The sequence below is a fragment of the Streptomyces sp. NPDC002671 genome, from assembly GCF_053592475.1.
Genome location: NZ_JBSFVU010000004.1, coordinates 180,113 through 205,837, shown reverse-complemented (window position 1 = coordinate 205,837; position 25,725 = coordinate 180,113). Strand labels below are relative to the sequence as shown.

23 protein-coding genes and 1 tRNA gene are annotated in these 25,725 nt (G+C 72.3%); 10 read left to right on the top strand and 14 right to left on the bottom strand.

The window, feature by feature from the left end:
- Positions 1-91 precede the first annotated feature (91 nt).
- Positions 92-1,180, top strand: a complete 1,089-nt coding sequence (locus ACWD35_RS07745) for an LLM class flavin-dependent oxidoreductase (RefSeq protein WP_451350254.1) — start codon at positions 92-94, stop codon at positions 1,178-1,180.
- Here ACWD35_RS07745 and ACWD35_RS07740 read toward each other — a convergent pair.
- The gene (locus tag ACWD35_RS07740; RefSeq protein WP_451350253.1) at positions 1,159-2,997 is read right to left on the bottom strand and encodes a putative bifunctional diguanylate cyclase/phosphodiesterase; all 1,839 of its coding nucleotides are present in this window, start codon (positions 2,995-2,997) and stop codon (positions 1,159-1,161) included. The genes ACWD35_RS07745 and ACWD35_RS07740 overlap by 22 nt on opposite strands.
- A gap of 376 nt (positions 2,998-3,373) precedes the next feature.
- On the opposite strand from ACWD35_RS07740, the gene ACWD35_RS07735 reads away from it, so the two are divergent.
- Positions 3,374-4,582, top strand: coding sequence for a M6 family metalloprotease domain-containing protein (locus ACWD35_RS07735; protein WP_451350430.1), 1,209 nt, complete (start codon positions 3,374-3,376; stop codon positions 4,580-4,582).
- Between the two features lie 139 nt (positions 4,583-4,721).
- On the opposite strand, the gene ACWD35_RS07730 is transcribed toward ACWD35_RS07735, so the two are convergent.
- The 7 genes from ACWD35_RS07730 to ACWD35_RS07700 form a co-directional block, all read right to left on the bottom strand.
- Positions 4,722-4,795 (bottom strand) — tRNA-Lys (locus ACWD35_RS07730).
- Positions 4,786-5,364 carry a bifunctional DNA primase/polymerase gene (locus ACWD35_RS07725; protein ID WP_451350252.1) on the bottom strand — a complete coding sequence of 193 codons (579 nt, stop codon included), beginning with the start codon at positions 5,362-5,364 and terminating at the stop codon, positions 4,786-4,788. The genes ACWD35_RS07730 and ACWD35_RS07725 overlap by 10 nt, the downstream gene beginning before the upstream one ends.
- A gap of 145 nt (positions 5,365-5,509) precedes the next feature.
- Positions 5,510-5,881 (bottom strand): hypothetical protein, encoded by a 372-nt coding sequence (locus ACWD35_RS07720; RefSeq protein ID WP_451350251.1) that lies wholly within the window; start codon positions 5,879-5,881, stop codon positions 5,510-5,512.
- Between the two features lie 93 nt (positions 5,882-5,974).
- A complete protein-coding gene (locus ACWD35_RS07715) occupies positions 5,975-7,318 on the bottom strand; it encodes an AAA domain-containing protein (protein WP_451350250.1) in 1,344 nt (447 codons plus the stop codon).
- Entirely contained in the window at positions 7,315-8,922 is a 1,608-nt protein-coding gene (locus tag ACWD35_RS07710) for a hypothetical protein (protein WP_451350249.1), read from the bottom strand. The genes ACWD35_RS07715 and ACWD35_RS07710 overlap by 4 nt, the downstream gene beginning before the upstream one ends.
- The gene (locus ACWD35_RS07705) at positions 8,913-10,124 is read right to left on the bottom strand and encodes a hypothetical protein (RefSeq protein ID WP_451350248.1); all 1,212 of its coding nucleotides are present in this window, start codon (positions 10,122-10,124) and stop codon (positions 8,913-8,915) included. The genes ACWD35_RS07710 and ACWD35_RS07705 overlap by 10 nt, the downstream gene beginning before the upstream one ends.
- Positions 10,009-10,974, bottom strand: a complete 966-nt coding sequence (locus ACWD35_RS07700; protein ID WP_451350247.1) for a phosphatase PAP2 family protein — start codon at positions 10,972-10,974, stop codon at positions 10,009-10,011. Before ACWD35_RS07700 ends, ACWD35_RS07705 begins: the two co-directional genes overlap by 116 nt.
- 202 nt (positions 10,975-11,176) lie before the next feature.
- On the opposite strand from ACWD35_RS07700, the gene ACWD35_RS07695 reads away from it, so the two are divergent.
- Positions 11,177-11,773 carry a histidine phosphatase family protein gene (locus ACWD35_RS07695; protein ID WP_451350246.1) on the top strand — a complete coding sequence of 199 codons (597 nt, stop codon included), beginning with the start codon at positions 11,177-11,179 and terminating at the stop codon, positions 11,771-11,773.
- Between the two features lie 29 nt (positions 11,774-11,802).
- On the opposite strand, the gene ACWD35_RS07690 is transcribed toward ACWD35_RS07695, so the two are convergent.
- Complete coding sequence (locus ACWD35_RS07690; protein ID WP_451350245.1) at positions 11,803-13,326, bottom strand: hypothetical protein; 1,524 nt, start codon at positions 13,324-13,326, stop codon at positions 11,803-11,805.
- Between the two features lie 265 nt (positions 13,327-13,591).
- Between ACWD35_RS07690 and ACWD35_RS07685 the strand changes: the two genes are divergently transcribed.
- The 3 genes from ACWD35_RS07685 (at position 13,592) to ACWD35_RS07675 (ending at position 15,381) form a co-directional block, all read left to right on the top strand.
- A complete protein-coding gene (locus tag ACWD35_RS07685; protein ID WP_451350244.1) occupies positions 13,592-13,963 on the top strand; it encodes a hypothetical protein in 372 nt (123 codons plus the stop codon).
- A 55-nt stretch (positions 13,964-14,018) separates the two neighbouring features.
- Positions 14,019-14,876: a spermidine synthase gene (locus ACWD35_RS07680; RefSeq protein WP_451350243.1), complete on the top strand. Its 858-nt coding sequence runs from the start codon at positions 14,019-14,021 to the stop codon at positions 14,874-14,876.
- 154 nt (positions 14,877-15,030) lie between these two features.
- Positions 15,031-15,381: a hypothetical protein gene (locus tag ACWD35_RS07675; RefSeq protein ID WP_451350242.1), complete on the top strand. Its 351-nt coding sequence runs from the start codon at positions 15,031-15,033 to the stop codon at positions 15,379-15,381.
- A 63-nt stretch (positions 15,382-15,444) separates the two neighbouring features.
- Here ACWD35_RS07675 and ACWD35_RS07670 read toward each other — a convergent pair whose 3' ends face one another.
- Positions 15,445-15,969 carry a hypothetical protein gene (locus ACWD35_RS07670; protein ID WP_451350241.1) on the bottom strand — a complete coding sequence of 175 codons (525 nt, stop codon included), beginning with the start codon at positions 15,967-15,969 and terminating at the stop codon, positions 15,445-15,447.
- A 123-nt stretch (positions 15,970-16,092) separates the two neighbouring features.
- On the opposite strand from ACWD35_RS07670, the gene ACWD35_RS07665 reads away from it, so the two are divergent.
- The 4 genes from ACWD35_RS07665 to ACWD35_RS07650 all read left to right on the top strand — a co-directional run bounded on the left by ACWD35_RS07665 (position 16,093) and on the right by ACWD35_RS07650 (position 20,503).
- On the top strand, positions 16,093-16,800 hold the full coding sequence (locus ACWD35_RS07665; RefSeq protein ID WP_451350240.1) for a response regulator transcription factor: 708 nt from the start codon (positions 16,093-16,095) through the stop codon (positions 16,798-16,800).
- On the top strand, positions 16,797-18,197 hold the full coding sequence (locus tag ACWD35_RS07660) for an ATP-binding protein (protein ID WP_451350239.1): 1,401 nt from the start codon (positions 16,797-16,799) through the stop codon (positions 18,195-18,197). The genes ACWD35_RS07665 and ACWD35_RS07660 overlap by 4 nt, the downstream gene beginning before the upstream one ends.
- 110 nt (positions 18,198-18,307) lie before the next feature.
- A complete protein-coding gene (locus ACWD35_RS07655) occupies positions 18,308-19,780 on the top strand; it encodes a glycoside hydrolase family 18 protein (RefSeq protein WP_451350238.1) in 1,473 nt (490 codons plus the stop codon).
- Positions 19,781-19,942: 162 nt separating this feature from the next.
- The gene (locus tag ACWD35_RS07650; protein ID WP_451350237.1) at positions 19,943-20,503 is read left to right on the top strand and encodes a hypothetical protein; all 561 of its coding nucleotides are present in this window, start codon (positions 19,943-19,945) and stop codon (positions 20,501-20,503) included.
- A gap of 57 nt (positions 20,504-20,560) precedes the next feature.
- Here the strand turns inward: ACWD35_RS07650 and ACWD35_RS07645 are convergent, their stop codons facing one another.
- The 4 genes from ACWD35_RS07645 to ACWD35_RS07630 all read right to left on the bottom strand — a co-directional run bounded on the left by ACWD35_RS07645 (position 20,561) and on the right by ACWD35_RS07630 (position 25,312).
- A complete protein-coding gene (locus ACWD35_RS07645) occupies positions 20,561-21,988 on the bottom strand; it encodes a GH1 family beta-glucosidase (protein ID WP_451350236.1) in 1,428 nt (475 codons plus the stop codon).
- Positions 21,989-22,062: 74 nt separating this feature from the next.
- Complete coding sequence (locus ACWD35_RS07640; RefSeq protein ID WP_451350235.1) at positions 22,063-22,962, bottom strand: carbohydrate ABC transporter permease; 900 nt, start codon at positions 22,960-22,962, stop codon at positions 22,063-22,065.
- Positions 22,959-23,984 carry a carbohydrate ABC transporter permease gene (locus ACWD35_RS07635; RefSeq protein ID WP_451350234.1) on the bottom strand — a complete coding sequence of 342 codons (1,026 nt, stop codon included), beginning with the start codon at positions 23,982-23,984 and terminating at the stop codon, positions 22,959-22,961. Before ACWD35_RS07635 ends, ACWD35_RS07640 begins: the two co-directional genes overlap by 4 nt.
- Positions 23,981-25,312 (bottom strand): ABC transporter substrate-binding protein, encoded by a 1,332-nt coding sequence (locus tag ACWD35_RS07630; RefSeq protein WP_451350233.1) that lies wholly within the window; start codon positions 25,310-25,312, stop codon positions 23,981-23,983. The genes ACWD35_RS07635 and ACWD35_RS07630 overlap by 4 nt, the downstream gene beginning before the upstream one ends.
- Between the last annotated feature and the right edge of the window lie 413 nt (positions 25,313-25,725).

Here is a 25,725-nt window from a genome sequence, read left to right as displayed (position 1 = left end):
TCATCCGGATGCAGCCGCCGGAATAACCGGAGACCGTCTCCTGTTAGCGCAGGGCAGGACAGCCCACGCCGGAAAACAGGAGGCCCACACCGTGTCGGCAGACGAGATCCGGGGCGCGACGCACGGCACCGCGCCCGTCCCCCTCTCCGTACTGGACCTGGTGACCGTCGGCGCGGGCAGTACCGCCGGCGACGCCCTGCGCACCAGCGTCGCGCTGTCCCGCCTCACGGAGGCCCGCGGCTTCCACCGGTACTGGGTCGCCGAGCACCACTCCATGCCCGGCGTCGCCTCCTCCTCGCCGGCCGTGATCCTCGCCCACCTCGCCGCCCACACCGAGCGCATCCGGCTCGGCTCGGGCGGTGTCATGCTGCCCAACCACGCCCCGCTGGTGATCGCCGAGCAGTTCGGCACGCTGGAGGCGCTGGCACCGGGGCGGATCGATCTGGGCCTCGGGCGGGCGCCGGGCACGGACGGCGCCACGGCCGCCGCGCTGCGCCGCACCGACACCCTGAACGAGGGCGCCGACGACTTCCCCCAGCAGCTCGCCGAACTCACCCGCTTCCTGGACGACGACTTCCCGGACGGGCATCCGTACCGGCGGATTCACGCCATCCCCGGCCCGGTGCAGGGCACCGCCCCCGGCGGCGTCCAGTCCACGCACCGGCCGCCCGTCTGGCTGCTCGGCTCCTCCGGCTTCAGCGCCCGCCTCGCCGGGCTGCTCGGGCTGCCGTTCGCCTTCGCGCACCACTTCTCCGCGCAGAACACCGTCCCGGCCCTCGACCTGTACCGGCAGACCTTCCGCCCCTCCGCGGTGCTGGACGAGCCGTACGCCCTCATCGGCGTCTCCGCCCTCGCCACGGAGGACGAGCGGGAGGCCCGGCGGCAGGTGCGGGCGGCGGCGCTGAGCATGATCAGGCTCAGGACCGGGCGTCCCGGGCTCTTCCCGGACCCCGAGGAGGCCGAGAAGCACGAATTCAGCCCCATGGAGGAGGAGTTCGCCGCCTCCTGGACCGGGAACATCGTGCACGGCACCGCCGACGAGGTCCGCTCAGGCCTGGACGACCTCCAGAAGCGCACCGGCGCCGACGAGTTGATGCTCACCTCGCACGCCCACCGGGGCGCGCTGCGTCTGCGCTCGTACGAACTGATCGCCGACGCCTACGGTTTGCCCACCGCGTAGACCCGCGCCCCCAGCAGCTCGGAGATACGATCCGGCGACACCGGGCGGGAGTACAGCCAGCCCTGTCCGGTGTCGCAGCCGATCCGGCGCAGCCGCGTCGCCTGCGCCGAGGTCTCCACGCACTCGGCGGTCACCGTCAGACCCAGGCGGTGCGCCAGCTGGATCATCGCCTCCACGATGACCTCGTCGGCCGGGTTCGGGGTGATCGCCGGCGGCGTGTCGCCCTCGTACGCGTCGTTCTGGTACGTGTCACCCTCGTACTGGAAGCCGCGCACGAAGGAGCCGTCCAACTTCAGGGCGGAGACCGGGAGGCGGCTCAGGTAGGCCAGGTTCGAGTAGCCGGTGCCGAAGTCGTCGATGGCGATGCGTACCCCCATGTCGCTGAGCGCTTGGAGCGCCTGGAGGGGGCGGCCCGCCGAGCCCATCACCGCGGACTCGGTCAGCTCCAGCTGGAGCAGATGCGGGGCGAGTCCGGTCTCGGCGAGGGTCTCGGCCACGTCCGCGACCAGGTCGGAGTCCCACACCTGGCGCACGGCCACGTTCACGCTGACGAAGATGGGCGCCTCGCCGGGGTGGTCGAGCTGCCAGCGGCGGGCCTGTCGGCAGGCGGTGGCCAGTGCCCAGCGGCCGAGCTGCACGATCGAACCGTCCTCCTCGGCCAGTCCGATGAACCGATTCGGCGCCAGCGTGCCGAACTGCGGGTGGTGCCAGCGCACCAACGCCTCGACCCCGCTCAGCCGTCCGTCGTCCATGCCGACCAACGGCTGGTATTCGAGGACGAATTCACCGCGCTCGATGGCGGGGCGCAGGGTGGAGGACAGGGCCTGACGGGTGACCCGGTGCGCGTTGCGCTCCGGGTCGAACAGGGTCCAGCGGCCCTTGCCGTCGGCCTTCGCCCAATACAGCGTCGTATCGGCCGCCTGCATCAGGCCGGTGGCGGTGGTCCCGGCCGCCAGCCGTTCCACGACGCCGATGGACGCCGTCAGCGACAGGCGTTGACCGGCCAGGTCGAAGGGGTCCTCCAGGGCCTTCAGCGCGGACTCGGCGAGGTCGGCGACCTGCTCGGTGCCGGTGGAGTCCTCGACGAGCAGTGCGAACTCGTCGCCGCCGAGCCGGGCCACCAGGGGCGTGCCGGCGCGGGCGTATCCGGCCTCGTCGGCGACCCGGGTCAGGCGCTCGGCGGCGGCGGCGAGCAGCCGGTCGCCGACCCGGTGGCCGAGGGTGTCGTTGACGGCCTTGAAGCCGTCGAGGTCCAGATAGCACAGGCCGATCCGGCCGGTGCCGCTCATTTCGTACGCCTCCGCCTCCAGGGCGGCCGTCAGGCGCTCGAAGAACAGCGTCCGGTTGGGCAGCCGGGTCACCGGGTCGTGCATCTGCAAGTGCCTTAGCCGCGCCTGGAGTTCGTGGCGGGCGCTGATGTCGGCCACCGACAGCAGCACGCCCGGCCCGCCGCCGCTCAGCGGGGCGACGGTGACCTGCACCCACACCGAGTGGCCCGCGGGGTGCTTCAACCGGCGTGTGCAGCGCAGGCGCGCCTCCCGGCCGCGCAGCACCTCGCGGTAGGCGTGCCAGGCGCGGGCGTCCGTGGAGAGGTCCACCAGGTCGGCGGCGATCCGCCCGGTGAGCGCGTCCGGTTCGGTGCCGAGCAGTTCGCCGAAGGCCGCGTTGGCGCTGCCGATGAGTCCCTCGCGGTCCACGACGGCCATGGCGAGCGGGGCAGCCGCGAAGACACGGTGATAGGTGGTGTGGTCACTGTCTGTTACGGCTGACCGGTCGAGGTCTGCCGCGGGCGTCGGCCCTTCGGACGTTCCGCTCACCGCTCGCTCCCGCAGTGCACTCGATCTGTGTCCGTGCCTGTCCGTGCCGGAAAGTGTGCCGATCATAGAGGCTGGCCCCGGGGCCTTCCAGCCACTCTCCAGTGTCCCGGACCAGTCGGCCGTTTAGACAGATCGTTTCTGCCCGCGCCTGGACAGGTTCTTCAAGCCAGCGACCAGTTGTGACGTTCCGTGAGTGTTCCGGGGTGTCGCCCGCCGGGGCGCGCCGGAGCGTACCGGGGGCGTGCTCACCCTTCTGGTGCAGGCAAACAGGGCATAGTGCATCAAACAATTACAGGCTGGATGCGGTGTCCCGTGAACCGCGTCCGGAGGTCCCGTCGTGCTCAAGCTGCGCAGCACCGCCGCCGTGTGCACCACGATGTCGGCGCTCGCCGCGACCTCGATCCTCACCGGCCCGTCGGTCGCCGAGCCCTTCTCGACGGCGCCCTGCACCCTGCACCGCACCGAGGCCCACCACTCGGAGGGCCTGGACACCTGGAACTCCGACTACACCCGCCCGACCAGACCGCTCGACGCGGTCCTGGTCTTCCTCTCCTTCCCGGACGCCACCCCCCACGCCACGCCCGCCGAACTGACGGCCGACCACTTCCCGGCCACCAGCCGCTTCTACGAACAGGCCTCCTACGGCAGGTTCACGGTCCGCCCGCACCCGCTCGGGCACTGGCTGCGCATGCCGCAGGCGTCCACGTCGTACTCCATGAAGCGGGACTGGAGAACCACGGACCGGTCCGCCTACCTGCGTGACGCGTTCGCCGTGGCCGACAAGGAGGTCGACTTCTCCCGCTACGGCATCGTGTACTTCGTCGCCGACCCGGACGCGCCCGGCGTGGACTCGGACGCCACGAAGGTCGTCAACCTCGACACGCCCGTGCACATGGACGGCACCGACGTCCGCCGGGTCGTCACCGTGTTCGAGAAACACCCGCCGGACCGCCTGGTCCTGGCCCATGAGACCGGCCACGTCTTCGACCTGCCCGACCTCTACCACCGCCCGGGCGGCGGCAAAGGTGGTGACTGGGACACCTACGTGGGCGACTGGGACCTGATGGGCAGCCAGTTCGGCCTCGCGCCCGACCTGTTCGCCTGGCACAAGTGGAAGCTGGGCTGGCTGGATCCGCGCCAGGTGATGTGCGTACGGAGCAAGGGTTCGACCGTGCTGACGCTCGAACCGCTGGCCGCCGGCCCCGGTGTCCCGGTGCAGGGTGCGGCCGGCGCCCCCGCCTTCGGTCTCGGCCACGGCACCAAGCTGGCCCTCGTGCGCACCGGCCCCGACAGCGTCCTCGCCTTCGAGGCCCGCGGCGGCGCCGGCAACGACCGGGCGGCCTGCCGGGAGGGCGTCCTGGTGTACCGGGTGCGCGGCGGTCCGCCGTCGGGCGGCGGCGCGGTCGAGGTGGTGGACGCCCACCCGCACACCGAGGCGTGCTGGGAGAACTCGGTCTACCCACGCCTGGCCGACGCCCCGGTCGCCCTCGGGGAGAGTTTCACGGTTCCGGGGGACGGGGTGCAGGTGAAGGTGGAGGGGCGGACGGCTTCGGGGGCCTGGACGGTGAAGATCACGCCGAGGTGACTCTCGGGGAACGCTCGCTGCGCCGACCTCGCGGGGGTGTGGGTGGCGGAGCCCCCACAGCGCGCGGCGAAGCCGCGCAATAACAGAGATGGCGAGCCAGGTCCGCGCTTTCTGCGGACATAGCTCGCCATCGTCATCGTGCGCCGCCAGGGACTCGAACCCCGGACCCGCTGATTAAGAGTCAGCTGCTCTAACCAACTGAGCTAGCGGCGCCTGCTGACGTCGTAGACCTTAGCACTCTGGTCGGCGGGAGGAAAAATCGATATCCGCACCGCCGCGCGGGCCGCCCGGACCGCCGCCCAGAGCACGACCTCGGGCCCCGGCAGCCAGGGGTGCCGGGTGTCCGGGGCGGCAACCCAGCGGGAGGCGCCGGCGGGGTCGGCTCCGGTGGGTGCCGGGACGGTCACCGCGTCGCCGGTGCCGTGGCACAGCAGCGGCGGCACGGCCTCCGTACGCCTGCCGTGCGCGCCTCCCCACTCCTCCCAGCTCAGCAGCGAGGGCAGCCGCTGGGCCGTGCCCGGGGCGGCGAACAGCAGCATGCGGCCCCGGAACACCGCGACCGGGCCGGAGCCCGGCCCCCCGTCCCACAGCCGGTGCAGCATGCGGCGCCCGAAGGCCGCCGGGGCACTCACCACGTCGAAGACGGTGCCGCAGGGCAGGACGACCGGGGCGTCCGGGCGCTCCTCCCAGAGGGCGAGCATGCTGCGCGGGTACGTTCCTGCCGACGCGAGCCAGGCGGTGCCGTCGGCGGTGGCGGAGGTGACGCTCGGTGCGCTGCTCATGACGTCTACATGTACCGGTGGTGAGCACACGATTCCGCTGGGTTGTGGAAAACCGGGACAGGAGCGGGCGCGGAGGAGTATCTTGCCCGCTCGGCATATGCCAGGTGCGCCGGGCGGGGCACAGGTCCTCGGACGAGGCCCGGGTTCACACCGGGTCGACGGAGGTGTACCCCTCGCTCGTGGGGCCCCGCATCAGGTCCCGCCCGAACTCGACCATCCGTTTGGCATAGTCCTCGGTCCACTCGGCCTGCTCGGCGATGTCCGCCGGGGTCAGCCGGTCGAAGCGGCGCGGGTCGGCGAGCTGGGCGGCGGCGACGGCCTGGTACTCCATGGCGCGGTCGGCGGCGGCGGCGAATGCCTTGGCCAGCTCCGTCGCACGCGCCAGCAGCGCCCGCGGATCCTCTATGGACTCCAGGTCGAAGAAGTGATCGGGATCGGCCGCGGCCTCCGCGGGCTCGAAGATCAAGGGCGCGGGGCGTAGCCGCGGTTCGTTCCGACGCGGCGTGGGCTCCGCCATGTCTTCATCCTCCTCGTACGGACTCATACGCTTCGCTGCACCCACCCTCCGGGTGGGCCACCCCCTATTGTCCCGCGCCCCCGCAAGAGGCCCTCAAAACTGTGGCATCCATCTCACGCGGTGCTCCGCCAGGTGCGCCAGCACCGCATGGTTCGCCTCCCAGCCGTCGGGAAATTTCATCAGCGTGCCCAGCTGGACCGGTTCCGTGGACGGGTAGTCGTCCAGGAGGGCGTCGACGCCCTCTCGGCAGACCACGATGCAGGCGTGGCGGTGGCGGGAGGCCAGGACGCACAGGCGCCCGGTCTCCAGGTGGAAGGCGGTGGCGTCGGGGCGGCCGGAGAGGGGGTGGAGGACGACCGTGACGTCGTACTCGCGGCCCTGGAGGCGGTTCGCCGTGTCGACCGTCACGTCCGCCACGCCGAGGTCGGCCAGCGCCGCGCGTACGGCCGCCGCCTGGTCGCGGTGGGCCGTGCCGACGGCGATGCGGTCGGCGGTGAGGGGGACGGGGTCCGGCGAGCGTTCAGAGACCGCCGCGCCGCCCCGGTCCAGCAGGCGGCGGACGACCGTCGCCACCGCCCGTACCGCCTCGGGGTCCGTGCGCGGGGTGTGCCGGGCGGGCAGTTCCAGCAGGCCCCAGCCGGACTCCGCCGCCTCGTCGACCACCCGGTCGGGGCCGGAGCCGTCGGCCGGGATCGCGAAGGTGAGGCGGCGGTCGCCGTGGCCGGTGCCGCTGCGGAACGGGGTGTAGGGGTAGAAGGCGCCCGAGACCAGGGGCGCCGCCGAGGCGGGCAGGCGCCAGGAGACCGGGAGGCGGTGCTGGGGGAGGTCCGGGTTGTGCGCCAGCAGGGTCGTCACCGCGGAGGCCGAGGGGTCGTACGACAGTCCTGCCCACTGCTCGCTGCCGACGATCGCGAACGGGTCCAGCTGGCCCGGGTCACCCACGAACAGCGCCCGCTCGAACAGGCCGGCCACGGCCAGCAGCGAGTCCGAGCGCATCTGGTACGCCTCGTCCACGATCGCGTGCCGCCAGGGCTCGTCCACCTTGACGTGCGCCCACTTCGCGGCCGTCGACAACACCACCGGGAGGCCGTTCAGGTCGGCCGCCTTCGCCGACGTACGGACGTTCGGCAGGTCGTCCAGCGCCTTGTCGTAGGCGTCCGTGTCGCTGCTGTGCAGGCGGCCCACCGGCAGCTCGGGGTTCTTCTCGGCCAGCCGCAGGACCAGGTCGTCCACCTGCGCGTTGGTCTGTGCGACCACCATCAACGGGCGCCCCGCCTCGGCCAGTTCCAGGGCCGCCCGGACCACCAGCGTGGACTTGCCGGCGCCCGGCGGGGAGTCGACCACCACGCCCCGCTCGGTGCCGTGCAGGGTGTCGTGCAGGATCGCGTCGGTGACGCGGGCGGCGGCGGTCCCGGGGTCGAAGTCGACCGTCGTCACAGCGTGTCCTCCTCGGTCACGGTGTCGGGGGCTTCCGGTGCGGCCTCCCCGGGCGGGCCGCCGTGCGTCCACGGGGTGTCCTCCGGGTCGGGCAGCTTCGCGCCGCCGCGCTGCTCGTGCTCGAAGAGCGTGAAGACCACCGCGTCGCCCTTCTCCGGCACCGAACCGGGTTCGGGCTCCTTGCCCCGGCCCATCTTGTCGACGATGCGCAGGACGACGAGGAGGCCGCCGCCGTCCTCGGGCGCGCCCTCGTGGCCGACGAACTCCGCCGTCTGCGGCTTGCCGCCCAGCGAGCGGTACGCCTTCGCCCGCTCGGGGAGGTGCGGCCGGTCGTCCGTGCGGACCGTCACCAGCGGGCGCGGGCTCGGTCGCTTGCCCTCGCTGTACGCCATGACGACATCGGTGACCTCGCCCGCGAACGCCTCCCCGGCCAGCCGCCGTCCCGCCATCACCAGCGGATCGTCCAGCGCCTCCTGCGCCTCCAGGCGGGCCTGTTCGCGCTCGCGCGTGGCCAGCTTGTTCGCCGCCGTCACCGCGTCGTCGCGGCGCGGCTGCGGGGGCTCGCCGGCCAGGACCCGGTCGCGGTGGCTGGTGAACGACCAGCGGTCCCGGGTCCAGCGCTCCTCGGCATGCGCGCCCGCCGGCAGCTCCCGCAGCAGGTCCAGGCCCCGCCACACCGCGTCCCAGGTGGGCCGGGTGACGCTCGCCACCAGGTCGCGGAGCTCCCGCTCGGCCGCGGTGAGCGCGGCCATCCGGTCGTCCGCCTCCAGGGCGTCCTCGGCGGCGGAGAGGGCGGTGCGGGCGCGGTCGTAGCGCTCGATGGCGGGCGCGAGCAGCTTGTTGTCGAACGCCGGGTCGGTGGCCGGACCGGCGGGCGGGCACAGCAGCTGCCCGCCGGCGTCCCGGGCGAGCCCGGCGCGGACGGCCGCCTCGGCGCCGTCGCTGCCCTCGGGAGGGTCTATCCAGGCGAGCAGCGCGCCCAGGTGCTGGTCCTCCACGCTGGACTGGCCGGTCGCCCAGTGCCGGGACAGCACGTCGGTCAGGGCGAGGAGCAGGGAGGAGCCGGGGACCCGGGACCGCTCCCCGAAGTGGGTCAGCCAGCGGCCCAGCAGCGGCACCCGGGGCGGGGCCGGATAGGGCGCCTCCGGGTCCTGCTCGGCGGTGCGCCGGAAGCGCATCGAGCGGCCCAGCAGCCGTACGAAGTCCAGGCCCGTGCGGCTCGGCACGATCAGCTGGGGCGCGCCCGCGCACAGCTCTACCTCGACCTTGACCCGCTTTCCGGTCTCCGGGTCGGTCTCGCTGCGCTCGGCCGCCTCGACCGACTCCGTGTACGCGTCGACGTACGGCAGCACCACGTCGGCGAGTTCCGCGAGGAACGCGAAGCGCAGGTCGCGGTCGCGGGGCTGCGGCACGACCAGCAGCCGGGGCGCGTCCCGGTCGGTGCCGACCAGCGCGCCGAGCGGGGCGCCCGCCTCGCCGGCGGTGGTGAGCGGCACGAACACCAGCGGGCGCGCGGACAGATGCCGGTGCCGGACGGTCGCGGCGGGCTGGGCCCGGCCGCTGCTGACGGCCTCCAGCCGGGCGAGCGTGGTGATCAGCGACAAGGGGCCACCTCCTGGCGGGCGGCCAGCGCCTCCGTGCGCAGGGCCGCCGCGCGGCGCAGGGCGGCCACCGCCGGATCGTCCGGGTCGCCGTGCTCGCCGCGGGCCGCGGCCAGGACGTCCTCGACCGTGGCCAGGCCGCCCAGTTCGGCACGCGCGGGGCGGCCGAGGCGGGTCACGGCGCCCGCCGCGCGGGAGCGTTCCCGGCAGTGGAAGGCCAGTTCGCACGCGGACAGGCACTCGGGCGTGTAGGTCGCCGGGACCGCCTCGACGGCCGCCGTCAGCTCCTCGGCCGGCCGGTCGGGGGCGAAGCAGGTGCCGTCCGGCAGGGAGTCGGCGATCTCCTCGACGCGGGTGAGCCGGGCCAGCTGGCGGGCGGTGACCGCGCGCTGCTTGCGGATGTCGACGGCCGAGGCGGTGGCCAGGTTGGAGAAGTCCTTGGGGCACACCAGCAGCACCCGGTGCCGTACCCGGGGGGCGGTCTCGCCCTCCTCGGCGAGACGGGCCGCGACCGCCTCCAGGGCCAGCACGTACACGGCGGCCTGCCGGGCGGCGGCGCCCACCTTCGCGGGGTCGGCCGAGCCGTCCAGCATCGGGAAGGACTTGATCTCCACGACGGTCCAGCTGCCGTCCGGGTGCACCACCACCGCGTCCGGCTCCAGGAACGCGAGCGAGCCCGCGACGTCCAGCGCCAGCATCGGGTGGTCCAGCAGCGCCCAGCCGCCCGCGCGCGTGGCCTCGCGCAGCGCCAGCGCCGTACGGGCCGTACGCCCCTCGGGGCCCTGCGCGGACAGGTCGGGCACGGCGGCCCCCGCGGGCGGCTCGGTGCCCGGGGCGAGCCGGGAGTGCACCAGCCGCAGCAGCTCCGCGCCGCCGTCGGCCTTGACCCGCGCCTCGAACGCGTTGCCCCGGGTCAGCGCGAACTGCGACTGGCCGAAGCCCGACGGCGCGCCCAGCGCGCTCGCCAGCGCCACCTTGTCCACCCCGGCGCCGTCCAGGATCGCCCGCCGCCGGCAGCCCGGGTTCGCGGCGAGCGCCGCGAGGGCGCGCGCGTCCAGGGCCTTGGCCGGTACCTCGGGACCGCGCAGCTCAGCGAGCCGCTGCCGAAGCCCCTTCGCCGGCCCCTTCGCCCGCGTCGGTGTCGGGGGCGTCCGGTTCGGCCCCGGCGCCCGGCCCGGACTCGCGCTGCCGTGGAATTCGCTCACCCGCGGAAGTCTGGCATCCGGCACTGACAATCGGGGAACCGTCGCCGCCCGAGCCCGCCACGACCGTCGTGCGACCCGGCCGCAGGCGCGCCCGGAGCAGATCCAGACCGCGCATCACGCGGGGTGCGAGCAGCAGGCCGACGCCCATCACGACGACGCCCGCCGCCGCGTCCAGGAAGTAGTGGTTGGCGGTGCCCATGACCACCAGGGCGGTCAGCAGCGGGTAGGCGACACCGAGCACCTTCGTCAGGCGGGTGCCGCCGTAGCGCCACAGCATGACCCCGCACCACAGCGCCCAGCCCACGTGCAGGCTCGGCATCGCCGCGTACTGGTTGGTCATGCCGCCCATGCCGCGCGGCGCGCTGGCCTCGCCGCCCCACCAGCCGTACGAGCTGTACTGGGCCATCGTGTCGACGAACCCGTGGACCCCGGGGAGCAGGCGGGGCGGGCAGGTGGGCAGCAGCGTGAAGCCGATCAGGCCTATGAACGTGGACGTCATCAGCCAGGTGCGGGCCGCCCGGTAGTGCTCGGCGCGGGCCCGGAACAGCCATATCAGCAGGGCGGGCGTCACCAGGTAGTGCAGCGAGGCGTACCAGAAGTCGGCCGGCACCCCGAGCCACGCCTCGTGCCGGAACAGCCGGTTGAGCGGGTGTTCGGCGTCGATGTGCAGGGCCTTCTCGAAGCGCAGGATCGCCAGGCCGTGGTCCACGGCCTGCTGCACGTTCCCGCGCGCGAGCAGGCGGCCGGCCGAGTAGCAGCCGTACACCAGGAGGATCAGCGGCAGCTCGGTCCACCACCGCAGCCGGGTACGCGGGGCCACCTCGGTGCCCGGTGTCTCGGTCTGCGGCATCCGATCGCCCTCCCCCTTCTGGTTCAGCTGTGCGACGCCCGGCCGGGCGACCGTGCCACTTTACGGCGTCCGCATATCGCCCATGCGGGCACTCCGGTCCTCAAAGACGTCGAGGTCGACCACCAGGTTGCCCGTCGAGGGGGTGCGCGATGATGGGAGCGGCACATTTGCGCCTCCCGTTTCTCTCTTCGAAAGGCCCCCCATGGCACCGCGCATCCTGCTGGCCCGGCACGGACAGACCGAGTGGTCGCTGTCCGGCAAGCACACCGGCAGGACCGATGTCCCCCTCCTCGAAGAGGGCCGGCGCGGGGCCAAGCTGCTCGGCGAGCGACTGCATCGCGCTCCGCTGGACGGGCTGCCGGGGGTCGAGGTGCGGACCAGCCCGCTGTCCCGCGCGCGTGAGACGTGCGAGCTGGCCGGGTTCGGTGAGCGCGCCGAGACCTGGGACACGCTCATGGAGTGGGACTACGGCGCCTACGAAGGCATGACGCCGGCCGAGATCCAGGCCGTGCGTCCGGGCTGGCTGATCTGGCGGGACGGCGTCCCCGAGGGCGAGACCCTGGCCGACGTGACCGCACGCGCGGACGAGGTCGTCGCGTGGGCGCGCTCGGCCGACCGCGACGTCCTGGTCTTCGCCCACGGGCACATCCTGCGGTCCATCGGGGCGCGGTGGCTCGGGCTGCCACTGGACTTCGCGGCGCGGATACGGCTGAATCCGACCTCGCTGTCGGTACTGGGCTGGGCGTACGGGGAGCCGGCGATCGAGAGCTGGAACGACTTGGGGCACTTGGCGGGGTAGCGCGCACTAGGCCGACAGGGCCTAGACCCCTACGCTCTTCCAACCCTCGGCATCGACGCATGCCGGTCAAGGAACTCCGACACCCCTGACGCCCGCCGGTGAGGCAACAGCACCCTCGCGGTGCCGGACAGCATCGTCTGGATGCGCGAGGACTGGACCTGGTGGAGCAGAGACAGCACCTGCAGCCCCGCCTCCGCGGCTTCGTCGGGACGGCCTTCGCGCGCCAGGTCGTCCGCCAGCTCCGCCATGTACAGCGCGATGTTGCGGGTGAAGTGCGGGTCCTGGAGGCGCGCGGCGAGGTGCGCGTGCCGGGAGGCCCGGCGCCAGTCGCCCAGCGTGGACCAGCACTGCGCCTCCAGGCCCGCCAGTTCGGCCTCTCCGTAGAAGCTCATCCACTCGGGGTCGGCGTCCGAGTGGCCTCGCTCGAAGAGGGTCTTCGCGCGGACCAGCGCCTGTTCGCAGCCGGTGCGGTCGGCGAGCCCGGCCCAGCCGCCCGCCTCGCGCAGGGAGAGCAGGGACAGCAGGCGGGGGGAGCCGAGGGCGCGGCCGACGCGTTGCGCGGCCTGGGCCGCCCGGACCGCCTCTCTGGGGCGGCCGGCGTCGCGGGCGAGGAACGAGGTGTTGCAGAAGGCGTGCGCCTCAAGGGCCGGGTCGCCGGTCATCCGGGCGGTGGCCAGTGCCTCCGCGTAGTGCGAGCGGGCGTCGTCGAACCGGCCCGAGTCATGGGCCAGCCAGCCCACGGAGATGGCCAGTTCACCGGCGCCCGAGTGCAGCCGGTCCGCGGTGGTCTGCCGCGTCGCGCCGGCGTCCAGCAGCGCGTAGGCGGCGCGCAGCGGGGCCGCCGCGCGCCGGTACAGGCCGTCCGCGCCGTGCCGGTCGTCGAGCAGCCGGATGCGGCGGACGGCCTCCTCCAGGGCGACCGCTTCGGGGATGCCGGGGCGATGCAGCGGGGGGTCGGCCGCCGCGGCGTCGATGGTGAGCCCCAGCGGGCTCAGCGTGACGGCGGCCATCGTGGCGCCTCCGCCGGTCATGAATGCGCGACGCAGCACGTCGCTCTCCTCGTGGTTCAGGGGGTCTTTCGCGTACGGCTCGTGGGGGTCGTACGGGTCCTGCGCGTCATACGGGTCGTACGGATCCGGTCGGTCATCCGGGTCGTACGGGCACTGCGTGTCATACAGGTCCTGCGTTTCATACGGCTCGAGGGGGCCTTGTGACTCACCGGAGTCGGGGGCTCCGGGTGCGTCCGCGGTCTCGCGCGCCGCGCGTCCGCGGACGGCCGAGCGGGGCGCGAAGCCGAGGTCGGTGAGGGTGCGGCCGGGGAACATATGCAGGAACACCCGTTCGTACGCGTAGTTCGGGCAGCGGATCTCACCCGCCTCGACCCGGCCGACGTAGCGCGCGTCACAGCTCACCCGCTCACCGATCTCGTGCGCCGCCCGTCGTACCAGCGCCGCGAACTCGGCCGGTGAGCGGTGACCGCGCAGCCGCCGGAAAGCGAGGTTCGGCCGGGGTGGCCGTTCGGGCTGTGACGCGGTCTCGGTTGACGACGCCATGGCCGGGTCCTCTCGTGCGAACCGTCGAACCATGCCGGATCCGGGGCGGTTCCGGGGTGAGTTGCCCGTGTGACACCCTGGTTCCGGCGAGCAAGAACGTACCTGCTGTGTTGGGTCCGCCACGCTGCGTTTGGCTACAAACCGGATATCTCATCCACGATCTGCCATGAAGTGCCATCCTTTGCGGCGCACTTGTGCCGTAGCCGTTGACGAACTCGCGTCGTTGGAGTCGGTGGACTGGCAGGGCAGCGTGGTGGAGGCCGGCATGGAGACCAGCCAGAGCAACGATGACGCGGCATGCGACCTGGTGACGGTACCGACCCGGCAGGGGCTGGAGGCAGTCGACATCCTGCGCAGGGGCGCCGGGGAGGCGGTGGGGCCCGTACTGCACGACGACGGGTGCGACACCCTCGGCTTCGTGGTGCCGGCGGGCACCGCCGCCTGCTGGGACGTACCGGGCAGCACCTGCACGGAGACGAGCGGACGCGGGCTGCGGCTGAACCCCGATCCGCCCGTCGAGGGCTCCGACTGGCTGCTGCCGCCCGACGAGGCCGACCTCGCCACCGACCCGGTGGTGCTGCGCCGGGCTCTGGGGGAGGCGGCCCGGCTGATCGAGGCGGCGGACAGCTGCCGGTGAGCTGCCGCGGGGCCGCCGTACGGCGGGTGCCCGTGCCACCTGCGAGAATGGACCGGTGGGCAGGTCCAGGAGCACGCGGCGCAGGGGCGCCGCCGTCGAGGCGGTCGACGGCGGGCTGGCGCAGCTCGTCCCCGACCCGGACCGCAGCCGGGCCTGGACGCTGCTGATCGACGGGGCGCCCCAGTCGCACGTCGACCTGGACGATCCGGCGTACCTCTCCTTCGAGTACCAGCGCCGCCTCGGCCATGTCATCGACCTCGTCGCCCCGGCCGGCAGGCCCGTGCACGCCGTGCACCTCGGCGGGGGCGCGCTCACCCTCGCCCGGTACGTCGCCGCCACCCGCCCCCGCTCCACCCAGCAGGTCGTCGAGCGGGACGCGGCCCTCGTCCAACTGGTCCGGCGCGAGTTGCCGTTGGACCCGAACGCGCGGATCCGGGTGCGCTCGGCGGACGCCCGCGAGGGGCTCGCCAAGGTGCCGGACGGCTGGGCCGACCTGGTCATCGCCGACGTCTTCAGTGACGCCCGGACCCCCGCCCACCTCACCTCCACCGAGTTCCTGGACGAGGTCCGCCGGGCCCTGAAGCCTGCCGGTGTCTACGCCGCCAACCTCGCCGACGGCCCGCCGCTGGCCCATCTGCGCGGCCAGATCGCCACCGCCGCCGCGCGGTTCGGCGAACTCGCGCTGATCGCGGACGCGGCCGTGCTGCGCGGCAGGCGCTTCGGCAACGCGATCCTGGTCGCCTGCGACGCCCCGCTCCCGCTCGCCGAACTCACCCGCCGGGCCGCCTCCGACCCGCACCCCGGCCGCGTCGAACACGGCAGGCAGCTCACCGACTTCACCGGCGGCGCGGCACCCGTGACGGACGATGCGGCGGTGTCCTCCCCGGCCCCACCGCCCTCGGTGTTCCACTAGGGCCGCGCGTCCCGATCCGGGCCGGTCGCCGACCGTTCAGGATCTGTCGTGAACGATCCCTCTTGGCTCAACTTGAGCCATTTTAGGAGGCGTTCGCGTGTCTTTTCCTGACTGGTGCTGATCTGGTGGCCCATCACACCGGAAGGAAACGGTCATGAGCGCTGCTGTCCGACGGACCGCCTACGCCCTTGGCGCGGTCGCCGCGGTCCTTCTCGCCCTGGTCGCGTTCAACTCGTTCACCTCGTCCCCGGCCGATGCCGCGGTCACCAACTCCGTCGTCAGGTCGAAGTACTTCACGACCGGCGCCACCACGATCTCCTGTCCGTCCGGCTGGACGGCCACCGGCGGCGGCGTCGGCGTCGACTGGCCGAACAGCATGTACGTCTCGCGCACCGAACCGATCAAGAACTCCGCCGGCAAGCCGGTCGGCTGGAAGGGCGACATCCGGCAGCGGGCCACCGGCGGAGCGGCGAGCGGCAGCATCTACGTCGTCTGCGCACCCTGATGTCCCTCGACCTCTCCTGACCTCCGCTGACGTGCCCTGACGCCCGCTGACCGGAAGCGGGCGTCAGTACGTCTCGACCTCCACGTGCGGCGGACCGTCGTGCCAGGTGCAGAACACCGACACACGGTCCGTGCTCCTGCTGAAGTCCACCCGGATCCACGACTCCGTCTTCCACACCTGCATCGACCAGCCGGCCCCCGGCGTCGCCGAGACCAGCGTGGCGTCGGCGGGCCCCAGGTCGAAGACGGCCCGGCCGCCGTCGGTGTCGTAGGCCTTGATCCGGCCCGAGGCGGACGCGGAAGCCGCGGCGGTGGGGGACGGAGACGGGGTGCGCGTGGGCGTCCACGACGGGGTGGGCGTGGCCGAAGCCGACCGGTGGACGGACCGGCTCGGGGCGGGGGGAGCCGGCGTCGGCGACGCCAGCGCCTTCGAACCCTGCGCGGTCGCGTCGGCCGCCGTGACCGGAAGGGCGCGCGGCGGGTCGTACACCGTCCCCGCCAGCACCGTATGCACACCCCACCACGACAGCGTGACGGCCGCTCCGGTCGCCAGCAGCCACGCCAGTACGTGTACGAGTCCTCTGCGCATCGCGGGCCATCCTGCCCCAGGTGTCCCGCCCGTGTCCCGCTCGTCTTCCATGGGTTGTCCACAAGACTGGAGTTATCCACAGGCGCCGGATCCGTATCACCCGCATGGCGTACGGTGCGGCGCATGGCAAGTGTGCTCGTGGTCGAGGACGACCAGTTCGTCCGCTCGGCGCTCATCCGGCATCTGACCGACGCCGCCCACACCGTGCGCAGCGTCGGTACGGCACTGGAGGCGCTGCGCGAGGTCGCCCATTTCCGTTTCGACGTCGTCATCCTGGACCTGGGACTGCCCGACCTGGACGGCTCCGAGGCCCTGAAGATGCTGCGCGGCCTCACCGACGTGCCCGTCATCATCGCCACCGCCCGGGACGACGAGGCGGAGATCGTGCGGCTGTTGAACGCCGGGGCGGACGACTACCTGACCAAGCCGTTCTCCGTCGCGCACCTGTCCGCGCGCATCGCGGCCGTACTGCGCCGGGCCCGCTCCGGTGCCGGTGAGGCCCCGCCCTCGTCGGTGCTCCGCGTCGGCGGCCTGACCGTCGACCCGCTGCGCCGCCAGGCCGAACTGGACGGCGTCCGGCTCGACCTCACCCGCCGCGAGTTCGACCTGCTCGCCTTCCTCGCCGGCCGCCCCGGAGTCGTCGTCGCGCGCAAGGAACTCCTCGCCGAGGTCTGGCAGCAGTCGTACGGCGACGACCAGACCATCGACGTCCATCTGTCCTGGCTGCGCCGGAAACTGGGGGAGACGGCCGCCCGGCCCCGCTATCTGCACACCCTGCGCGGGGTCGGGATGAAGCTCGAACCCCCTGCGGACGGGGAGGGGCCGCGATGAGATGGGCTCTGGTCAAGGTCTGTCTGGCGGTCACCACGATGGTCGTGGTCGCCTTCGCCGTCCCGCTCGGCCTGGTGGTCAGGGAGATGGCCCGCGACCGGGCCTTCTCCAACGCCGAGCGGCAGGCTGCCGCGGTGGCCCCCGCGCTGTCCATCACCACCGACCGGGACCAGCTGGAGCGGGTGGTCGCCTCCGCCGGTGCCGACTCCGGGATGGCCCTGCACCTGCCCGCCGACGGCGGCCGGGCCGCGCTCGACCTCGGCCGGCAGCGCGCCGCCGGCCGCGACATCCAGACCGTGCGCAGACTCGGCCGCGCCTCCACCACGTCCGTCGCCGGCGGTTCCACGCTGCTCCAGCCGGTCGCTCTCGGCTCCGGGACCGCGGTGGTCGAGGTGTACGTCCCCGAGTCCGAGGTGACCCACGGCGTGGGCACGGCCTGGGCGGTGCTCGCCGCCGTCGGTCTCGCGCTGATCGTCGGCTCGGTCGCGGTCGCCGACCGGCTCGGGGTGCGCATGGTGCGGCCCGCGCGGCGGCTGGTCGAGGGCGCGCACGAGCTGGGCGAGGGCAGGCTGGGCGCCCGGGTGCCGGAGGACGGGCCGACCGAACTGCGGCTCGCGGCGGTCGCGTTCAACTCCATGGCCGACCAGGTCGTCCAGCTCCTCGCCAACGAACGTGAGCTGGCGGCGGACCTCTCCCACCGCCTGCGCACCCCGCTGACCGTGCTCCGGCTGAACGCGGCCTCCCTCGGCGCCGGTCCGGTCGCCGAGCAGACCCGGGCGGCGGTGGCCCAGCTGGAGCGGGAGGTGGACACGATCATCCGTACGGCCCGGGAGGCCAAGCCGCAGACCGCCGCGGCCGGGCCCGGCGCCGGGTGCGACGCGGCCGAAGTGGTCCGTGAGCGCATGGAGTTCTGGTCCGCGCTCGCCGAGGACGAGAGCCGCAGGTGGCGGGTGGCCGGCGTCGACCGCCCGGTGCGCATACCGGTGGCCCGCGCCGACCTGGCCGCCGCGCTCGACGCCCTGCTCGGCAACGTCTTCCGGCACACCGCCGAGGGCACCGCCTTCGCGGTCGACGTGCACAACGGGGAGGACGCGGTGATCGTGCTGGTCTCCGACGCGGGCCCCGGCATACCCGACCCCGAGGCGGCGATGGCCCGGGGCCGCGGCTCCGGCAGCGACGGCTCGACCGGCCTCGGCCTCGACATCGTCCGCCGCCTCGCCGAGTCCACCGGCGGCGACGTCCGCATCGGCGCCTCCGTACTGGGCGGCACCGAGGTGCGGATCTGGTTCCAGCTGGACGGGCGGAATCCGGCGGGCAGCGGGCACCGGGGGGCCGTACGCCGGAGACGAGCGCGCAAGGTGGTCTCGACCTTTAACCGTCCCCGATCCCTTCCTTAAGCGCAGCTCAAGAACCCCAACCGCCGTCCCTGTCAGGCCTTTTGTCCGGTTCCGGATCGCTAGCGTGCTGCCGCACCCCACCCCCGTGAGCAGTGAAAGCAGGCACGCGCATGAGCACGCACCGGCGCAGGATCAGTGGCAGGAACAAGGCGATAGGCGGCCTGGTGGCCGCCGCCGTGGTCGGCGGTGGCGCGGTCCTGCTCACCGGCACCGCGCACGCGGCCGGGGTGAATGCCGCGTACACCAAGACCAGCGACTGGTCGTCGGGCTACACCGCGCAGTACGTCGTCACCAACAACAGCGGCGAGACGGAGAAGACCTGGACGCTGGAGTTCGACCTCCCGTCGGGCACCAAGCTCAGCTCCCTGTGGAACGGCGAGTCGAGCGTCAGCGGTCAGCACGTCACCGTGAAGCCCGCGACCTGGGACACGGACGGCCTCGCCCCGGGCAAGTCGGTGACCGTCGGCTTCGTCGTCAACGGCGACGGCGATCCGACGGGTTGCCGTATCGACGGCAGCCAGTGTTCCGCGGACGGCGGCGCCACCCCCGAGCCCAGCGGGCGGCCGACCCAGACCCGGTCGCCGAGCCCGAGCCCGACCCGGACCGCGACCCAGTCGCCGACCCCGACCGCCACCCCCACCCCCACCCCGACGCCCTCGCAGAGCACGGGCACCGGCAGCGGCAGCACCGCCTCCGCCGGCTTCGCCCCGTACGTCGACACCTCCCTCTACCCGGCCTTCGACCTGCTCGCCGCCACGGACGCGACCGGCGTGAAGAACTACAACCTCGCCTTCATCACCGACGGCGGGAGCTGCACCCCCAAGTGGGGCGGTGTCACTGACCTGAACAGCGACGGCGTGGCCGCCCAGATCGGCTCCCTGCGCGCCAAGGGCGGCGACGTCCGGGTCTCCTTCGGCGGCGCCTCCGGCTCCGAGCTGGCCACCACCTGCTCCTCGGCGGACGCGCTGGCGGCGGCGTACGGCAAGGTCGTCGACGCCTTCAAGCTCACCAAGGTCGACTTCGACGTCGAGGGCGGCGCGCTGCCCAACACGGCCGCCAACACCCGCCGCGCACAGGCCATCGCCAAGCTCCAGGCCAAGCACCCGGACCTGGACGTCTCCTTCACCCTCCCGGTGATGCCCGAGGGCCTGACCCAGGACGGCGTGAACCTCCTTGCCAACGCCAAGGCGAACGGCGTGAAGACCGGCACCGTCAACATCATGGCGATGGACTACGGCGCCTCGTACAACGGCGACATGGGCGACTACGCCCAGCAGGCCGCCACCGCGACCCAGGCGCAGGTCAAGAGCGTGCTGGGGCTGTCCGACTCCGCCGCCTGGAAGGCCGTGGCGGTGACCCCGATGATCGGCGTCAACGACGTCTCCGCCGAGGTCTTCAAGGTGGACGACGCCACCCAGCTGGTGAACTTCGCCAAGTCCAAGGGCCTCGGCGGCCTGTCCATGTGGTCCGCCACCCGCGACAAGCAGTGCGACGGCGGCGCGAAGAACTTCGCCGACCCCACGTGCAGCTCGATCGTCCAGGACAAGTTCGCCTTCTCGAAGGCGTTCGGGGCGTACAAGTAGGAGTGCAGGCGCGGCGAGTCCCATTCTGACTGGGCATGATCATGCCTATATAGTTCCGGCCCGGGTTGATCTTCGGCCCGCTTCATCTGTCATCACCCGGGCCGTTCGCGCCCCGGGCCGCTTATTTTCGGGGGAACAATGCCGTCCATCCGCCATGCCCTTGTGACCGCCGTACTGGGCTGCGCCGCACTCACCCTGACCGCCTGCCAGCCCGACGACGGCGCCGCCGACGGCGCCAGCACCCCTCCCGCCGCCTCGGCCTCCGCGAGCTCCACCGCCGGTGCGCCCGCCGCCTCCACGAGCCCCAGCGGCAAGGCGAGCCCCAGCGCCAAGAGCGCCTGCCACACCCTCGCTCCGGGCCACAAGTACGTCCTGGTCGAGAGCGTCTCCGGCGCCATGAACACGCTCACCGTCAAGGACGCCAAGCAGAACTGCAACCCCGACGAGGGCGCCTTCTACGAGGTGGTGAACAGGGAGCACGAGTACCTCGTCGAGTCCGGCGACACCCCCATCAACGTCCTGCACGTGAAGGAGAAGGGCCCGGCGCAGATGACCGCCGCCAAGGGCGGCCTGGAGCACATCCGTATCTGCGTCAACGGCTACGCGCAGGAGACCGCCACGAAGAAGGCCGACACCAGCGACTGCTACGGCGAGAACTTCTTCGACATCGCCGTGGGCAGCGACGGCAAGATCACCGAGATGACCGAGCTGTACGGCTCCTGACCGGACGGGCGCGGCACTCCCCTAGGGTGCCGCGCCCGCCCCGCCGGCCGGCTCCCGCTAGCCGGCCGCCACCGCCGGCAACGTTCCCGTCCGCGCCGCCTCGCCGTACCAGCGGGCGCTCGACTTCGGTGTCCGCGCCTGCGTGGCGTAGTCGACGTACACCGCCCCGAACCGCTTGCCGTAGCCGTACGCCCACTCGAAGTTGTCCATCAGCGACCACAGGTAGTAGCCGCGCACATCGGCGCCGTCCGCGATGGCCCGCCGGACCTCCGAGAGATGGCCGTGCAGGTAGGCGATGCGCTCGGGGTCGTGCACCCGGCCGTCCGGGTCGGGCTTGTCGTCGTACGCCGCGCCGTTCTCCGTGACGTACAGCGGCAGACCGGGTGCCTCCCGGGTGTACCGCATGATCAGCTCGTGCAGGCCCGTCGGGTCGATCGTCCAGCCCATCTCCGTGCGCTCGCCCGGCGTCTGGTGGAACAGCACGTCCTCGGCGCCCGGCCAGGGCGAGTGCGTGCTCGCCCCATGCCCGTCCGCCCGCGGGCCCTTGACCTCCCCGGACTCGGCGGACACCAGCGCCGGCGTGTAGTAGTTCAGGCCCAGCGCGTCCAGCGGCGCGTGGATCGTACGCAGGTCGCCGTCGAGGACGTACGACCAGTCGGTCAGCGCTGCCGTCGAGCGCAGCAGCGTCTCCGGGTACGCCCCGCGCAGCAGCGGGCCGTGGAAGATCCCGTTGGCCAGGTCGTCGATCCGGCGGGCCGCGGCCAGGTCGGCCGGGTCCTGCGAAAGGGGCCGTACGACCGCGGAGTTGAGACTGATCCCGATCTGGCTACGAGCCGGAAGCGCCGCACGCAGGGCCGAAGCCGCCAGCCCGTGCCCGAGGTTGAGGTGGTGAGCGGCGCGCAGGGCGGCCACCGGGTCGGTGCGGCCGGGCGCGTGCACACCGGAGCCGTAGCCGAGAAAGGCGCTGCACCAGGGCTCGTTGAGGGTGATCCAGTGCTCCACCCGGTCGCCCAGCGCCTCGCCGACGAGCTGCGCGTACTCCGCGAACCGCGCGGCGGTGTCCCGCTGCGGCCAGCCGCCCGCGTCCTCCAGCTCCTGCGGCAGGTCCCAGTGGTAGAGGGTGACCGCCGGCTTGATGCCGTGGGCGAGGAGTTCGTCCACCAGGCGCCGGTAGAAGTCCAGGCCCACCTGGACCGCGGGCCCCCGGCCCGTCGGCTGCACCCGGGGCCAGGAGACCGAGAACCGGTACGCGTTCAGGCCCAGCTCCGCCATGAGCGCCACGTCGTCGCGGTACCGGTGGTAGTGGTCGACGGCGAAGTCACCGGTCTCCCCGCCGGCCGTCCTGCCCGGCGTATGGCTGAAGGTGTCCCAGATGGAGGGGGTACGGCCGTCCTCCCGCACCGCCCCCTCGATCTGGTACGCGGAGGTGGCCGCGCCCCAGAGGAAGGCGGGCGGAAACGTGACGGAGGAAACGGAGTCAGGCATGGAAGCGCTCCCATAGAGGTCGTAGGAGACCGGCGAAGTGAGTGAGTGAGGTGTCAGCCCTTGATCGTTGAGGTTCAGCCCTTGATCGCGCCCTGCATGATCCCGCCCACGATCTGCTTGCCGAACAGCAGGAAGGCGAGGAGCAGCGGCAGCGTGCCGAGCAGGGCACCCGCCATGATGACCGCCTGGTCCGGGACATAGCCGGTGCCGAGCGAGTTCAGGGCCACCTGCACGGTCGGGTTCTGCTGGTTCAGGGCGATGATCGGCCACAGGAAGTCGTTCCAGGCGAACACGAAGGTCAGCAGCCCGAGCACGGCCATCGCGGGCCGGGCGGCGGGGAAGACCACGTGCCAGACGACCCGGAGGCTGTTCGCCCCGTCCACCCGGGCCGCCTCGATCAGCTCCGACGGCAGCGCCTGCACCAGGTACTGCCGCATGAAGAACGTGCCGAAGGCGGTGACGAGGCTCGGCAGGATCACCGTCTGCAGCTGGTTCGACCAGCCGAGGTCCGACATCCACAGGTACAGCGGTACGACGGCGAGCTGTGGCGGGATCATCATCGTGCCGATCGTCAGCAGCAACAGCAGGCCGGAGAAGCGGAACCGCAGCTTGGCGAAGGCGAACCCCGCCAGCGTGGAGAACAGCACCGTGCTCACCGTGATCGTGCCCGCGACGAGCACCGAGTTGAACATCGCGGTGCCGAGCCCGGCCTGGTCCCAGGCGGTCCGGAGGTTCTTGAACAGGTTTCCGCCGAACCACAGCGGCGGCGGGGTCTGGGCGAGCCGCCGGTCGGTGCGCGAGGCCGCGATCGCCGTCCACACCAGCGGGGCCAGCGAGACCAGCGCGAAGACGGTCAGCACGACGTACGTCACCGGGCCCGCGTGCAGCTGCTTGCCCGCGCCCATCACCCGCCGGCGCTTCACCTTCGCCGCGGACGGAAGCAGTTCATGGGTGGTCAGTTCACCGGTCGTCATGGGGACTTCCTCAGCCGTCGGGTGAGCAGCAGATTGACCGCGGCGATGATCAGCAGGATCAGGAACATCGACCAGGCGATCGCGGACGCCTTGCCGAGGTTGCCGATGATCCAGCCCTGGTCGTACATGTACAGGCCGAGCGTCTGGTACTGGTGCTCCGAGCCGCCCTTGGAGCCGCTGACCCCGCCGAACAGCAGCGGCTCGCCGAAGAGCTGGGTGGCGCCGATGGTCGAGACGACGACGGTGAACAGGATCGTCGGCCGCAGCTGCGGGACCGTGACGTGCCGGAACTGCTGCCAGCGGTTGGCCCCGTCGATCGCCGCCGACTCGTACAGATCGGCCGGGATCGCCTGCATCGCCGCCAGATAGATCAGCGCGTTGTACCCGGTCCACCGCCAGATCACGACGGACGACACGGCGAACTGCGAACCCCAGTCCGACTCACGCCAGTTGACCGGATCCACGCCGAAGAAGTGCAGGATCCAGTTGACCATGCCGCCGTCCCACGAGTACAGCAGCGTGAAGACGAGGGTCGCCGCGGCCACCGAGGTGGCGTACGGGGTGAGCATCACGACCCGCCACACGGTCGAGCCGCGCAGCCGGTAGTTCAGCAGATGCGCGAGCCAGATCGCCGCCAGCAGCTGCGGGACGGTGGAGATCAGCCCGATGCTGAACGTGTTCTCCAGGGCGTTCCAGAAGAACTCCGAGGACCACAGGTTCTGGTAGTTCTCCAGGCCCGCCCAGCTCTGGTGGTCCAGGGCCGACAGCTGCACATGGTGCAGCGAGTACCAGGCCGTGTACAGCAGCGGGACCAGCGTGAACGCCCCGAACAGGACGAAGAAGGGGGCCACGAACGCGTACGGCGACGCCTTCGTGTCCCAGCGGTACAGCCGGCTGCGCCAGGAGTCGCCGCCCGCCGGCGTACCGCGACCGTGAGCGCCCCGGGCCGCGCCCGGCGGGGTGCCGGGCGCGGCTTCGGCGCTCGACGCGGGGTGCGCGAGAGCCTGCTTCGAGACGCTCACTGGCCGAGCACGTCCTTGATCTCCTTGGACGCGGCGTCCCAGCCCTGCGAGGGCGACTTGCCCTTCTGCTCGACCTGGAGGATGCCGACGTCGCTGATCGCGTTGTCGATCGGCTTGTCCTTGGGGCCGAGGGGCTGCGAGGGGATGGTCTTCGCCGCGTCGGAGAAGATCTGGGTGAGCGGCGCGCCGGAGAAGTACGCCGTGGTGTCGGCCTGCGGCGTCAGGTTCGCGTACGCCGACGGGGTCGACGGGAAGCTGGCCTGCTTGGCGAACACCTTCGCCTGCTGCGCGGGCGCGGTCAGCCACTTGGCCAGCTCGACCGCCTCCTTCTGGTGCTTGCTCGCCGTCGGCACACCGAGGAAGGAACCGCCCCAGTTGGACGCCGCCGGCGCCGCCGCCACGTCCCACTTGCCCTTGCCGGAGTCGCCGGACTTCTGCTCGATGTAGCCGATCATCCAGGCCGGGCAGGCGAGGGATGCGAAGGTGCCGTTGGCGAAGCCCTGGTCCCACGTCGGGTCGAACTGCTTCAGCTTCGCCGACATGTCGCTGGTGGCGGCGGTCATGGCGACGTCCCAGGCCTTCTTCACGCCCGCCGACCTGTCCCAGACGACGTTGCCGTCCTGGTCGTAGTACCGCTCGCTCGCGCCGCCCACCGCCGCGTTGTAGACGGAGGAGGCCGAGTCCACGAACTTGGTGCCCTTGGGCGCCTTCTGCATGTACTGCTTGCCGAGGTCGACGTACTTGGACCAGTCGCCCTTCCACTGCTCGGCGAGCTTGGTCCGGTCGGTGGGCAGCCCGGCCTTCGCGAACAGGTCCTTGCGGTAGCAGATCGCCATGGGCCCGATGTCGGTCCCCAGGCCGATGGTCTTTCCGTCCTTGGTGGTGGCCTGCGCGAGCTTCCAGTCCAGCCACTGGGACTTGTCGACGTCCTTGCCGAGGTCGACGAACTTGTCCGCCTGGGTCTGCACGGCCTCGGTGATGTTGCCGACCTCGACGGCCTGGACGTCGTCGGTGCCGGAACCGGCCTGGAGGCGGGTGAGCACCTTCGGCCAGTACACGTCGGTGCGGGTGGTGACGTTCTCCTTGATGCGGATGTCCGGGTGGAGCCTCATGTACTCGTCGTAGAGGCCGGCCTGCTTGTAGCCGAAGACGCCGAACGTCCCGACGGTCAGCGTGATCTTGCCCTTGCCGCCCCCGTCGCCGCCGCCCGAGTTGTCCGACGAGCCGTCGTCCGAGTCTTTGGCGCAGCCGGCCAGCAGCCCCGTGGTCAGCGCGGCGACGCCCGCGAGGGCCATCAGTCGCTGGGACCGGCGGATGCTCGTGCGCATGTGCGTCCTCCTGTTGCCTGACGTGCCGACCCCCCGGCCATCTGCATGCATCTGGGCCCGTTCGTACGCGCGGCGGCTCGGGCGGGGAACGTGCGGGATGTGTAGGTGTCAGGTATCGTGGGAGCGCTCCCACCAGTGATGTGTTGAAGAGTCGCCGGTTCGCGGAACGGTGTCAAGGGAGCGGACAGCGGCAACCGCGTTCAGTCATTGGGCCGTTGGCCGGCCGCACGTGACGGAGGCCGAGGCGGGTCTCGGCGGCACTGTTGGATTCCAGGCCAGCTAGGGTCTGTCCGGCGGATCAGGTCGCAGGAGATCGACGGCACCTCATGGACGCCGCAGATGGGCGTGCCGGGCCCCGCGTCTGCGGCAAGATCCGCCGGACAGACCCTAGATTCGCGGCGGAGAGAGGCGGA